We start from the raw sequence: 11,468 nt of genomic DNA, 5'->3' as shown, positions 1-11,468 counted from the left end.
CCTCGGATGAGGACATGCGCACCGCTGAACTCATCAAGATCGAGAGCACGGTAAACAACCTGCCGATCTTTGCCGATTACGATCTGGACCGGTTGCGTGTCATGTCGCAAACCGTGCTCGATCTCTTTACGGTGGAAGAGGGGCTTGATGCGCTCTTTGGCCTTGTGCGCGCCAATCTGCCTGAACGTCTTTTTGAGACGGCCTATGCGCTCGCCTGTGATGTGGCGGCGGCGGATGGCAAACTGAACGAACGCGAATTGCGCCTGCTCGAGGAAATCCGCTACGAACTCAATATCGACCGGCTGCATGCCGCCGCTATCGAACGTGGCGCGCGGGCGCGGCACATGATCGCCTGAGCCCGCTCAGCGCGCCGTCCCACGCAGGGCCGGCGTGCCCGCCCGCCGCAGGATGACACCGAGGCGGGCAAAGCTGTTCTTGGCCGAAACCGCCTCTTTATCGGCTAGGAATCCATCAAGCTCGGGCCAGATCTTGATCGCCTGATCGAGGTCGGGATCGCTGCCTTCGGCATAGAGCCCTGCCTTGATCATGGTCTCGGAGCGCGCGTAGCTGCCCAAGAGACCGCGCGCGCGTGAAATCAGTGCGTTCTCCTCTTCCGTCGCGGCGCGTGGCAGGCTGCGCGACACGGATCGCAAGAGATCAATTGCCGGATAGCGGCCGCGCTCCGCAATCTGGCGATCCAGCACCACATGCCCGTCAAGAACCCCGCGCAGAATGTCGGCAATCGGTTCCTCCATGTCCGACCCCGCAACCAGCACCGTCAGAAGCGCGGTGATGTCACCCGACCCGTCCTCGCCCGGCCCGGCACGTTCGCAGAGCGACATGATCAGATGCGAGGTCGAGGCGGGAAACCCGCGCAGCGCAGGCATTTCCCCCGCTGCGGTCGCCACCTCGCGATGCGCCTCGGCAAAGCGCGTGATCGAATCGGCGAGGAAAAGCACCTGCTGTCCTTGATCGCGAAAGAACTCGGCCACCGCCATCGCTGTCCAGGCACAGCGCCGCCGAATGAGCGGTGAGCGGTCCGAGGTGGCGGCGACGATCACGGCGCGGCGCATACCCTCTGGCCCCAGCACATGCTCGACGAACTCGCGCAATTCGCGCCCGCGCTCGCCGATCAGGGCGATCACCACCACATCGGCCTGCATGTGCCGCGCGAGATGCCCGAGCAGCATGGATTTGCCAACGCCCGATCCGGCAAAGAGACCCACACGCTGTCCGCGTACGATCGGCAGCACCGTGTTGAACGCCGCCATCCCGGTTTCCAGCCGCGCCCCCAGCGTGCGCCGGCGCGCAGGTGCCGGGGGATCAGCCCGCAACGCGCGCGTCTCGGCCCCGCGCAAGAGGGGGCGACCATCGAGCGGCGCACCGAAAGGATCAATGATCCGACCGAGCCATCCCAAAGAGGGCGCGATAGACTGGGCCTGTCCCAGAATCACCCGATCCCCGAGGGCAACCCCTTCGAGGCTCGAATCGGGGAGCACCATCACGGATGACGCCTCGAGCCGGATCACCTCGCCGGTCAGGGGCGTGCCCGAGCGGCGGCGGATATCCACCCTGTCGCCAAGCCGCGCCTCAGAGGACAGACCGCTGATCCGCAAGGTATTTCCCTGCACCGCGCTGACCCGTCCCATCACCTGGCTTACGCGCAACGAGGATATCTCTGCCCGCAACGCCGCCATGTCCTGTCTCTGCATCGTCTGCTCCAATCCTGTTCCCGCAAACAATTTCTAAAGGAATCAGGGTTAAGCCTTGGTTGAAGCCAATCGAGGGAGAAGCCCCGATGTTTGAGAATATGGAAATCTTTCGCATGGCCCATGCGCTGGCCCGGCACGCCGGTGCCCGTCAGGCGGTGGTGTCGCAGAACATGGCCAATGCCGATACGCCGGGATATGCCGCGCGCGATATAGCGGCCTTTGCGCAGGTCTACGCCCCAGACGGTGGTGGACAGGCCCTGCGCGCCACGCGGGCTGGGCATATGCTGGGCGCTGACGCGCGGCTCGACTTTGCCGTAGCCAAAGATCCGGATGCCGTCGCAGACCCCAATGGCAATTCGGTCACGCTCGAGACCGAGATGCTGCGCGCGGTCGATGTGAAACGCCAACATGACCGCGCGCTTGCGATCTACAAATCCTCGCTCACCGTGCTGCGCACGGCGATCGGGCGGCGATAGGGGCGGAACATGAGCGATTTTGCCGACGCCCTTTCCGTTTCTGCCAGCGGGCTCAAGGCTCAGGCCCAACGCCTGCGCCATGTGTCCGAGAATATCGCCAATGCCGACACACCCGGCTATCGGCGCAAGACCGTTTCCTTTGAGGCCGCCTTTGACCGCAACGGCACCGATGGCGCGGTCAGGGTGAGCCGGGTCAATCTCGACCGCAGCGACCCGCAGCGAATTTACGATCCCGGTCATCCGCTTGCCGATGAGAGCGGGCATTATCAGGGGTCCACCGTCGATCTCATGATCGAAATCGCCGACGCGCGCGAAGCACAGCGCAGCTACGAGGCCAATCTCAAGATGTTCGATCAGGTGCGGCAGATGTCTGCCGGGCTGATGGACCTGTTACGCCGATAAAGGAGATCCAGAATGGATATCACAGCACTGAACGCCGCCCAGAAATACTCTGCCTCGCGACAGGCCACCGAACCGCTGGCCGGTCAGGCCGCCGCTGGCAGCGCCTTTCAGACCTTCGCCAAGGATTTTGCCGCAACACTCTCCGAGGGCGAGACGCTCGCCAAGGCAAGCATGGTCGGCAAGGCCGATCCGCATGCCCTTGTGCAGGCGCTTGCGCAAACCGAACTCGCGGTCGAGGCCGCCGTGACCGTGCGCGACCGAGTGGTGGAGGCCTATCAGGAAATCCTCCGCATGCCGGTCTGATCCGATGCTGAACGAGGTCCTGTTCTTTGACACGCTGCGCGAATCCCTCTGGATATCGGTCATAGTATCTTTGCCCATCCTCGCCGTGGCGCTGGTGGCGGGCCTCGTGGTCGGGCTCTTTCAGGCCCTCACCTCGATTCAGGAATTGACCCTGACCTTTGTTCCCAAACTTGGCGCGATCATCGTCGTGTTCTGGATCACCATGGGCTTCATGACGCAAACGCTGGTCACGTTCTTTCAGGATCGGCTCATCCCGATCATCACAGGAGGCTGAGATGGAAAGCGCGGGTTACACGACCCTCACCCGGCAAACCGGGCTTTTGCGCGAATTGCAGGTTGTGGCCAACAACATCGCCAATGCCGCAACCACCGGCTATCGGCAGGAGGGGCTGATCTTTTCCGAGTTCGTCAAGCGCACCGAAGGCGGTCCCTCGCTCTCGATGGCGCGGGGCAATGTGCGGATGACCTCCATGCTCCAGGGGCCGCTCACCCCCACCGGCGGCATGCTCGATCTGGCGATCGAGGGCGAGGGCTTTTTCCTGATCGAGACCCCTTCGGGCGAGCGGCTCACGCGGGCGGGCAATTTCACGCTCTCGGCCCAAGGTGATCTGGTGACACCCGATGGATTCCGAGTGCTGGATGCAGGGGGCGCACCCGTGTTCATTCCCCCCGACGCCACCAGCATCGGCCTCTCGCCCGATGGCACGCTCAGCGACAATGGCCGCCCCTTGGCCCAAATCGGCCTCGTGCGCCCCGTCAACAGCTTTGACATGATCCGCGAGGATGGCGTGATGTTTCGCGCCGACGGCGGGTTCGAGCCGGTCGAAGAGGGGCGCGTGCTCCAAGGTTTTCTTGAGGGTGCCAATGTCGATCCCATCGGTCAGGTCGCCCGCATGATCGAGGTGCAGCGCGCCTATGAAATGGGCCAAAGCTTTCTCGACTCCGAACATGAGCGCGTGACCTCCGCGCTCGATTCCTTCATCCGATAACCCAGGAGCGCGCCATGCATATCCTCAAGATCGCCGCCACCGGAATGGCCGCCCAGCAGATGCGGGTCGAGACGATTTCGAACAATCTCGCCAATATGTCGACCACCGGCTACAATGCGCGCCGGGCGGAGTTCGCAGACCTGCATTATCAGCAGCTCGCCCGCGCAGGCACCATCAACGCCGCCGATGGCACGGTCCTGCCCACAGGGGTGCAACTGGGCCTCGGTGTGCGGCCCTCGGCGATTTCCGTGCAACTGGCACAAGGGTCGCTGACCCAGACGAATGGCGATCTCGATCTCGCCATCGACGGGGCCGGCTATCTCGAGGTCAGATTGCCCTCGGGCCAGTCCGGCTATACCCGCGACGGCGCACTCAAACGCTCGGCGGATGGGGTGATCGTCAATTCCGAGGGCTTTCCCGTCGCGCCCGAGATCACCATCCCCGAGGATGCCCGCAGCATCACCATCAACGCCGAAGGCGAGGTTTTCGCCTTTTTTCAAGATACTGCCGAAGCACAGCAACTGGGCCAGATCGACCTTGTCGGCTTTACCAACCCCAAGGGGCTGGAGGCGATCGGCGGCAATCTCTTTGTCGAGACCGAGGCCTCTGGTCCCGCGAATGTGACCACCGCCGGACAGGATGGATTGGGCACCCTGCGCCAAGGCTATCTCGAGGACAGCTCTGTCGATCCGGTCCGCGAGATCACCGAACTGATCGAGGCACAGCGGGGCTACGAGCTGAACGCCAAGGTCATCACCGCCGCTGATCAGATGCTCAGCGCAACGACACAGGTGCGCTGATGCGGGTTCTCGCGCTCAGTCTCGGGATGGCCCTCACCGGGCCAGCTTTGGCCGATACAATCGTCGCCACCCGCATGATCCGCCCGCAAGAGATCATCGCTCCCGCCGACCTCTTGGTGCAAGAGGGCGAGGGCCAGAGCGATGTGACGCTTGACGATCTGATCGGGCAAGAGGCGCGCGTCGCCCTCTACCCCGGGCGACCGGTGCGCATTGGGGATGTCGGGCCGCCGACCGTGGTCGAGCGCAATCAGGTCGTGCCGCTGATCTATCTGCGCGGTGGTCTCGAAATCATGACCGAAGGCCGCTCTCTCGACCGGGCGGGAATCGGCGATCATGTCCGGGTGATGAACCTTGCCTCGCGCGCCACGGTCTCGGGGCGTGTCACGGCAAACGGCCAGATCCTCGTTTCGCAATAGGAGCAGCCATGCCCGCCTTTCGTCTTATTGGCACATTTGGACTGGTTTTGATGATCGCCGCCTGCGCGCGCCTCGATCATCTTGGCAAGCCGCCCAGCTTTACGCCAACGATGAACTCCACCGAACAGCTTGCCATGCTCGATCCGGGCCTGCCGCGCAGCACCGCAGATGACACCCCATTTCAGCGCGCCTCGCTCTGGAGCGGCGGCAAGCAATCGCTCTTGGGCGACCGGCGCGCGGCGCAGCGCGGCGATATCATGACCGTCGTGATCGAAATCGACGAAGAGGCGCAGATCTCGAACTCGACATCGCGCTCTCGGGACGGGTCCGAGAGCCTTGCCATCCCAGACCTCTTCGGCATCCCGCAACGGCTCAACCGCAGCCTGCCAGAAGGTGCCAGTCTGGACCGCGCGGCGGGTCTCAATTCCACCAGCCAGTCGGGCGGAGAGGGCTCTGTCAGCCGGAGTGAGGAATTGACCCTGCGCGTGGCCGCGACGGTGATGCAGGTCTTGCCCAACGGTGTGCTCGAAATTCAGGGCTCGCAGGAGGTGCGGGTCAATTTCGAGCTGCGCGAATTGCTGGTGTCCGGCTTTGTGCGCCCCGAAGACATCTCGCGCCAGAACGAGATCACCTATGACAAGATCGCCGCTGCCCGGATTTCCTATGGCGGGCGCGGTCAGATCACCGATGTCCAGCAACCGAGGATCGGCCAGCAAGTGCTCGACGGCCTTCTGCCTTTCTGAAACCCAGCGTCAGGACCCATCACAATGCTTGCGAAATTGCTGCCTCTCTTGCTGCTCCTGATTGGTGTCGCCGCGGGGGCGGGAGCGGGATTCATGCTCAAGCCCGAGCCGGAAACTGCGCATCCAGAGCAGGCGGCGGAGACCGGCACAGAGCACGCAGCGCCGGTGCCCGAAGCCTCGATCACCACCGAAATCGTGAAACTCAACAATCAGTTCGTCATCCCTCTGGTCGCCAAGGACCGGATCACCGCGCTGGTGGTGCTTTCGCTCAGCGTGGAAACCGCCGCAGGTCGTACATCAGAGGTTTATGACCGGGAGCCGAAATTGCGCGACGTTCTGTTGCAGGCCCTTTTCAATCACGCCAACATGGGCGGCTTTGACGGGGAATTCACCAAGGCGCGCACTATGGATGTGCTGCGCGCGGCGCTGACAGATGTGGCAAGTGGCGTTTTGGGGGATGCGATCCTCGGCGTCCTGATCACGGAAATCGCGCGACAGGACGTTTGAGCGGCTTAGGTCAATCCGGAGGTATCCGGTAGAGTTGCGCAAGACTGTCGAGTAGCGCGAGCCGGGACAAATCGCGGCGCTGCGCAGCACGGCGCGTTTCCTCGACCGAGAGTTGGGCCGCCGCCTGATGTTTGCCAAAGCTGCGGCGCAGCTCTCGGCTGATCTGGCCCTTGCGCCCCAGAACCCGCGCCAGTTCGGAATGCAGACGCGCCTTGCTCTGCCCGATCCAGCCTTGCCACAGGATATCCGCGCCAACTTCACGGTATCCGCTTGCCTGATCCTGAGGCAGATCGCGCGCGGCGCGGCGCATATCCTCAAGCTGGGTCAAGTCGGCGCGCAGACGTGCCTCCTCCGCCAGCAGCACCTGCATCTTGGCCGAGTCCGCGCGATAGAGCGCCTCTGTCAGTGCGACGATATCCGAATGAGTCCGGGTGCTCATCCAAAGCTCCTTGCCTTGCGGCGCATGTCTTCGGCAAATCGGATGGCGACAGCCACAGCCGCATAATGCGCCGGGTCGATTTCCTGACCGATTTCAGTCGTGGCATGCAGCGCGCGTGCGGTTGGCGCGTCCGACAGGACGGGCACACCGCTTTCACGCGCGAGATCGCGGATCGCGAGGGCGACGTGATCCATGCCCTTGGCCACGCAGGTGGGCGCGGCCCCCGGCTTGCGGCTCCATTTCAGGGCGACGGCGTAATGGGTGGGATTGACGATCACCACATCAGCCGTCGGCACATCCGCCATCATCCTGCCGGACGCCAGTTCCATGGCGCGGCGTCGGCGCTGTTGTTTGACGGCGGGATCGCCGTCATTTTGCTTCACCTCATCGCGCATGTCCTTGTGAGACATCCTCTGCCGCCGCAAATGATCGAAATGCTGCCAGAGATAATCCATGCCCCCAATCGAGAGCGTGATCAGCAGAACGATGATCATGAATTCGATCATCAAACCGCCCATCACCGCCCCGATGATCGGGGCCTCTGCATGGAGCGCGTTCATCATGTCGGGCAGCCGGTAGGTGAGAAACACCCCAAGAAGAAGGGCGTAAAGCACCAGTTTTGCAAAACTCTTCGCAAACTCGAAGAGCCCCGTCGCCCCGAACTTGTTCTTGGCATTCTCGACCGGATTGATCCGCGACAATCGCGGTTCCAGCTTGGTCGGGGCCACGACAAAGGCGCGTTGCGCGATCACCGCCCCGAGTGTCAGAACCGTTGGCAAGAGCAGAAAGACCGCAAGGCCAAGCGCGATCTGTCCGGCGATACCGCCCAGCGCAGGGGCGGCGCGCCCGCCCTGAAAGATGAGCGCAGCCAGCCGATCCGACTGTTCCAGCAAGCTCGCAAGATTGCCTCCGACCTTTTCCAGCGGCATGCCGCCCGCAACAAGCAGGGCCAACAGCAGCCCGGCATAGGCCCCGGCCGTGTTGAGATCCGCCGACCGCGCAAATTCACCCTTCTTGCGCGCCTCGTCGAGCTTGTGCTGTGTCGCCTCGAGCGTTTTGTCGGCGTCGTCGTCTTGCCCTTCCACCGCTATCCTCCGAACGGATTGGCGACAAAGGCCTGAAAGGCACCGAGCCAGACCACCAGCATGGTCGGTGCCACCAGCATCAGAAGAAAGAGCGTGAGCGCCATGATCGCGGGGGCCCCGACCAGAACCACCATCAACTGAGGCATGGCGCGATTGATGATGCCCAGCGTCAGATTGTAGAGAACAGAGATCAGGACAAAAGGCGCGGCGAGGGAAAAGCCAAAGGAAAACGCCTGTGCGATCCGGCCGATCCCCCATTGCGTCAGGGCGGCAACATTCGGAAACTCTGCGACCGGAAAGACCGCGTAGCTGAGCACGATCATCTCAGCCACCCGGACATGCAGCCCCATGATCATCATCAGGGCAACGCCCCCCGTTGCCAAGAGATGCCCGATGGCCGGGAGCGGTGTCTGACCGGCGTTGCCGAGGATCTGTGCAAGCGACGTCGATTGCGCCGCTATCGACCCCGCCATCTGCAAGGCCATCAGAAAGAGCCGCAAGGCAAGGCCGAGAGCAAGACCAATGAGCGTCTCGGACAGGATCAGAGCCACCGTTGGCGCCTGCGTATGACCCAGAAAATCAGGCGACATCACCGGCGTCACGATCAGTGTAAAGGCGATGGCAAGAACCAACTTGATCCGCATCGGAACAGATGCTTCGCCAAATCCCGGCAAGAGGCCGATGATGGGCGCCACACGCAGAAACACGGCCGCGTGCAGCCACAGCATCTCTTGCGTGAGCTCAAAGACCTGGGCAAGCGGCGTCACGCGCGCACCACCCCGACCAGAGACGGTTTGGCCTCGATCCCGATTTCCTCAAAGCTGAGGACCGGGACGTTGACATTTCTGGCGCTCAGCAGCGTCCGCAAGAACCTGCGCCGCAAGCTCGATGTGACAAGGGCGGGCGAGAGCCCCTTCTCTCCGGCCAGTTGCACCTGTTCTGCAACGCCGGTTGTGAGCGCGCTGAACTGCTCTGGCGGCAGGGCGACATCAGAGCGGCCACGCTCGCCGCTCACCTCATAGGTTGCGAATGTATCCTCCCACTCCGGGGCAAGCTGAATGAGGGGCAGGCTTCCATCAGGGCGCTGCAACCCGGCCACCAATTGAAACCCAAGTCTCTGGCGCACATGCTCGCAAATCGCCTCGGGCTGAGAGGCAATCTGACGCCCTTCGGCAATCGCCTCGAGTATGAGCGGCAGGTTGCGGATCGAGACCTGCTCGCCAAGCAGAAGACGCAGCACGGCGTGCAAGAGATCCGGCGCAACCCGGTCCGGAATCATCTCTTCGAGCAACTTGCGATTGGCCTCTGACCTACCTCTGTCCGACAGGTTCACCATTTCATCGAGCAAGCGCCGCATCGCCTTCATGGTCAGCAATCGGCTCAGATTGCGCCGGATAACTTCAAGCAGATGGGTCGCGAGCACCTCGGGCGGGGCAACCAACGTGACCCCGGAGAGCGCCGCGCGATCCTGCTCGGAGGCCGGTATCCACCGTGCCGGGGCACCGTAAACGGGCTCTTTGACGGTCTCGCCCGGAGCAAGGGCCGGATATTGATCCGGATCGAGCGCAAGAAGATGATTGTCCCGCAAGAACGCCCGCGCCCGCTCGACCCCCTGAATACGAATGACGTAGCTGCCCGGTGGCATGCCGGGATCATCGGTCAGCCGGATGTCCGATAGGATCACCCCATAGGTCGTCGCGATATACTGGCGCATGTTGGTGATGCGCGCCTCGAGACCGACGCCCGGATCAAGCACCATATTGACGAGGTCCGGGGCGAATTCGACATGAATGTCATCCAATTCCAGAATGTCGCCCATCGACCTGACGGGCGCGCTGGCCAGCGGGGCATCCTGACCCGAAGAGGCCGCTTTCCGGGTATTCGTGCGATGACTGGCAAAGGCGAGCGCGGCCAGTCCGCACCCGCCCAAAAGAAAAGGGACAAAAGGCAGGCCCGGCACGAGCGCGAAAAGCCCCATCAAGACAGCGACCGTGGCAAGCGCCGTCGGATGACGCCCGATCTGCTCGGAGATCGCAAGATCGGTCGCCCCCTTGTTACCGCCACGCGCCAGCAACAGGGCCGCCGCGATTGAAATGATCACCGCGGGAATCTGGGTCACGAGCCCGTCGCCGATTGTCAGGATCGTATAGGTCTCAAAGGCCTGCCCGATCGGCATGTCATGTATCGCGATGCCGATCACCAGACCGACGAGAAAGTTGAGAAGCGTGATCAGAAGACCCGCCACCGCATCGCCCTTGACGAATTTAGAGGCCCCGTCGAGCGATCCGAAAAAGGTGGTTTCCTGTTGTTCCCGCTCGCGCCGTTCCTTGGCCTCCTGATGATTGATGGCCCCCGCCGACATGTCGCTGTCGATGGCAAGCTGCTTGCCCGGCATGGCATCGAGGGCAAAGCGCGCGCCAACCTCGGCCATGCGCGCAGCACCCTTGGTGATCACCAGAAAATTGACGATCAGCAGGACCAGAAACACCACAAGACCCAGGAGCACATTGCCGCCGATGATGAAATTGGCAAAACCCTCGATCACCTCGCCCGCCGCGTCCGTGCCGGTATGCCCCTCGCCGATAATAAGCTTGGTCGACGAGACATTGAGCGCGAGACGGAGCATGAGCGACGCAAGCAGGATGGTCGGGAACGCGGAGAAATCGAGCGGGCGGTCGATAAAGAGCGTGATCGTGAAGATCAGGATGGCGAGGGCAAAGGACGCGGCCAGCCCGACATCCAGCATCCAGGCCGGCACAGGCAGGATCATCATCACGATCACCGCCATCAGGGCCAGCGCCAGAAGCACCGTTGGCTGAAAGACCGACCTGAAAGAGATAGCGCCCATATTCTAGAACCCCACCGGAGGTATTGGATCGAAGAGGATCACATAGCGCCGCGTCTCGCCCATAGGCACGAGAGATCCCGCGCGAACGCGCCCGTCCGATGTCTGCAAGAGCGGATAGCCGTTCTGTGCCGAGACAGGCTCTTCAGGCGCGGTTCGCGCGGTGCGGCGTGGTTCGGAGGCAGATAGGCTATCCAGACCGGCATGCACCTCTTCGAAGCGGTCAAAATAGCCTTGTGCGCGGTGTGGTTGTCTTGAATGATAGGCCCCGACGGCATTCGACCACGTGCCCAGTTCCCCCCGCAATTCCTGCAAGAAGCGCGCGGCATAGAGTGCATTCTCGCGGGGATCGAACATGGCCTCGACCGAGTCAAACGCCCCGCCGTGCCATCTGTAGTTGATCTGAAAGCAGCCGATATCGAAGTTGCGGGCTCCTCGGGAATAGGCGGCGCGCACAAACTCCTGCGCTGCCTGTTCGCTCTCGAACCAATGGCCTTGGCCCTCCATGTTCACGGTCCAGGGCCAGGCCGCCAGTCTGCCATCAACAACGCGGCCCGTTTCAACCCGTGCAATTGCGCGCAGCATATCCACCGGGACATCCGCGTTGCCCGCCGCATGACGGGCGGCGGCATCACAGAGATCTAGGGGGGTTGCACTGGCCTGCGCCACGCCCAAGACGGCATAGGCCATCACTTGGCAGAGCCAGTATCGCATATTCAAAGCTTCGGCCATAAACGCGTCCAATTTCATT

The 11,468-nt window shown here is 62.6% G+C and carries 16 protein-coding genes; 10 read left to right on the top strand and 6 right to left on the bottom strand.

What is annotated here, in order from left to right; genetic code table 11:
- Positions 1-356: tellurite resistance TerB family protein (locus tag KBT70_RS14355; RefSeq protein ID WP_296635064.1), on the top strand; the 356-nt coding region annotated here is incomplete at its 5' end.
- Between the two features lie 6 nt (positions 357-362).
- Here KBT70_RS14355 and KBT70_RS14350 read toward each other — a convergent pair.
- Positions 363-1,712 (bottom strand): FliI/YscN family ATPase, encoded by a 1,350-nt coding sequence (locus KBT70_RS14350; RefSeq protein ID WP_296635061.1) that lies wholly within the window; start codon positions 1,710-1,712, stop codon positions 363-365.
- 86 nt (positions 1,713-1,798) lie between these two features.
- On the opposite strand from KBT70_RS14350, the gene KBT70_RS14345 reads away from it, so the two are divergent.
- From KBT70_RS14345 to KBT70_RS14305, 9 genes are read left to right on the top strand one after another with little or no spacing between them, the layout of a single operon-like run.
- Positions 1,799-2,188, top strand: a complete 390-nt coding sequence (locus KBT70_RS14345) for a FlgB family protein (protein ID WP_296635058.1) — start codon at positions 1,799-1,801, stop codon at positions 2,186-2,188.
- Between the two features lie 9 nt (positions 2,189-2,197).
- A complete protein-coding gene (gene flgC / locus KBT70_RS14340; RefSeq protein ID WP_296635055.1) occupies positions 2,198-2,590 on the top strand; it encodes a flagellar basal body rod protein FlgC in 393 nt (130 codons plus the stop codon).
- A 12-nt stretch (positions 2,591-2,602) separates the two neighbouring features.
- Positions 2,603-2,893 (top strand): flagellar hook-basal body complex protein FliE, encoded by a 291-nt coding sequence (fliE, locus tag KBT70_RS14335; RefSeq protein ID WP_296635053.1) that lies wholly within the window; start codon positions 2,603-2,605, stop codon positions 2,891-2,893.
- Between the two features lie 4 nt (positions 2,894-2,897).
- Entirely contained in the window at positions 2,898-3,167 is a 270-nt protein-coding gene (locus tag KBT70_RS14330; protein ID WP_296635050.1) for a flagellar biosynthetic protein FliQ, read from the top strand.
- 1 nt (position 3,168) lies between these two features.
- Positions 3,169-3,882 carry a flagellar hook-basal body complex protein gene (locus KBT70_RS14325; RefSeq protein ID WP_296635048.1) on the top strand — a complete coding sequence of 238 codons (714 nt, stop codon included), beginning with the start codon at positions 3,169-3,171 and terminating at the stop codon, positions 3,880-3,882.
- Positions 3,883-3,896: 14 nt separating this feature from the next.
- Complete coding sequence (flgG, locus tag KBT70_RS14320) at positions 3,897-4,682, top strand: flagellar basal-body rod protein FlgG (RefSeq protein ID WP_296635045.1); 786 nt, start codon at positions 3,897-3,899, stop codon at positions 4,680-4,682.
- Positions 4,682-5,098, top strand: coding sequence for a flagellar basal body P-ring formation chaperone FlgA (gene flgA / locus KBT70_RS14315; protein WP_296635042.1), 417 nt, complete (start codon positions 4,682-4,684; stop codon positions 5,096-5,098). The genes flgG and flgA overlap by 1 nt, the downstream gene beginning before the upstream one ends.
- 8 nt (positions 5,099-5,106) lie before the next feature.
- Entirely contained in the window at positions 5,107-5,841 is a 735-nt protein-coding gene (flgH, locus tag KBT70_RS14310; RefSeq protein WP_296635037.1) for a flagellar basal body L-ring protein FlgH, read from the top strand.
- A gap of 24 nt (positions 5,842-5,865) precedes the next feature.
- On the top strand, positions 5,866-6,348 hold the full coding sequence (locus KBT70_RS14305; protein WP_296635034.1) for a flagellar basal body-associated protein FliL: 483 nt from the start codon (positions 5,866-5,868) through the stop codon (positions 6,346-6,348).
- A 10-nt stretch (positions 6,349-6,358) separates the two neighbouring features.
- Here the strand turns inward: KBT70_RS14305 and KBT70_RS14300 are convergent, their stop codons facing one another.
- Genes KBT70_RS14300 through KBT70_RS14280 form a run of 5 tightly spaced genes read right to left on the bottom strand, consistent with a single transcriptional unit; the run spans position 6,359 to position 11,449 of the window.
- Positions 6,359-6,787 carry a hypothetical protein gene (locus KBT70_RS14300; RefSeq protein ID WP_296635031.1) on the bottom strand — a complete coding sequence of 143 codons (429 nt, stop codon included), beginning with the start codon at positions 6,785-6,787 and terminating at the stop codon, positions 6,359-6,361.
- On the bottom strand, positions 6,784-7,872 hold the full coding sequence (locus KBT70_RS14295; protein ID WP_296635026.1) for a flagellar type III secretion system protein FlhB: 1,089 nt from the start codon (positions 7,870-7,872) through the stop codon (positions 6,784-6,786). Before KBT70_RS14295 ends, KBT70_RS14300 begins: the two co-directional genes overlap by 4 nt.
- Positions 7,873-7,874: 2 nt before the next feature.
- On the bottom strand, positions 7,875-8,639 hold the full coding sequence (locus KBT70_RS14290; RefSeq protein ID WP_296635024.1) for a flagellar biosynthetic protein FliR: 765 nt from the start codon (positions 8,637-8,639) through the stop codon (positions 7,875-7,877).
- Entirely contained in the window at positions 8,636-10,720 is a 2,085-nt protein-coding gene (flhA, locus tag KBT70_RS14285) for a flagellar biosynthesis protein FlhA (RefSeq protein ID WP_296635022.1), read from the bottom strand. Before flhA ends, KBT70_RS14290 begins: the two co-directional genes overlap by 4 nt.
- Positions 10,721-10,723: 3 nt before the next feature.
- Entirely contained in the window at positions 10,724-11,449 is a 726-nt protein-coding gene (locus tag KBT70_RS14280) for a lytic transglycosylase domain-containing protein (protein ID WP_296635020.1), read from the bottom strand.
- Positions 11,450-11,468: the final 19 nt, after the last annotated feature.

The sequence above is a fragment of the Roseovarius sp. genome (assembly GCF_018066915.1).
Classification (GTDB): Bacteria; Pseudomonadota; Alphaproteobacteria; order Rhodobacterales; family Rhodobacteraceae; genus Roseovarius.
This window is presented reverse-complemented; position numbering and strand designations above follow the sequence as displayed.

Coding starts and splice junctions, on each gene's coding strand:
- KBT70_RS14350 (WP_296635061.1), bottom strand. CDS start 1,712: ATGCAGAGACAGGACATGGCGGCGTTGCGGGCAGAGATATCCTCGTTG.
- KBT70_RS14345 (WP_296635058.1), top strand. CDS start 1,799: ATGTTTGAGAATATGGAAATCTTTCGCATGGCCCATGCGCTGGCCCGG.
- flgC (WP_296635055.1), top strand. CDS start 2,198: ATGAGCGATTTTGCCGACGCCCTTTCCGTTTCTGCCAGCGGGCTCAAG.
- fliE (WP_296635053.1), top strand. CDS start 2,603: ATGGATATCACAGCACTGAACGCCGCCCAGAAATACTCTGCCTCGCGA.
- KBT70_RS14330 (WP_296635050.1), top strand. CDS start 2,898: ATGCTGAACGAGGTCCTGTTCTTTGACACGCTGCGCGAATCCCTCTGG.
- KBT70_RS14325 (WP_296635048.1), top strand. CDS start 3,169: ATGGAAAGCGCGGGTTACACGACCCTCACCCGGCAAACCGGGCTTTTG.
- flgG (WP_296635045.1), top strand. CDS start 3,897: ATGCATATCCTCAAGATCGCCGCCACCGGAATGGCCGCCCAGCAGATG.
- flgA (WP_296635042.1), top strand. CDS start 4,682: ATGCGGGTTCTCGCGCTCAGTCTCGGGATGGCCCTCACCGGGCCAGCT.
- flgH (WP_296635037.1), top strand. CDS start 5,107: ATGCCCGCCTTTCGTCTTATTGGCACATTTGGACTGGTTTTGATGATC.
- KBT70_RS14305 (WP_296635034.1), top strand. CDS start 5,866: ATGCTTGCGAAATTGCTGCCTCTCTTGCTGCTCCTGATTGGTGTCGCC.
- KBT70_RS14300 (WP_296635031.1), bottom strand. CDS start 6,787: ATGAGCACCCGGACTCATTCGGATATCGTCGCACTGACAGAGGCGCTC.
- flhA (WP_296635022.1), bottom strand. CDS start 10,720: ATGGGCGCTATCTCTTTCAGGTCGGTCTTTCAGCCAACGGTGCTTCTG.
- KBT70_RS14280 (WP_296635020.1), bottom strand. CDS start 11,449: ATGGCCGAAGCTTTGAATATGCGATACTGGCTCTGCCAAGTGATGGCC.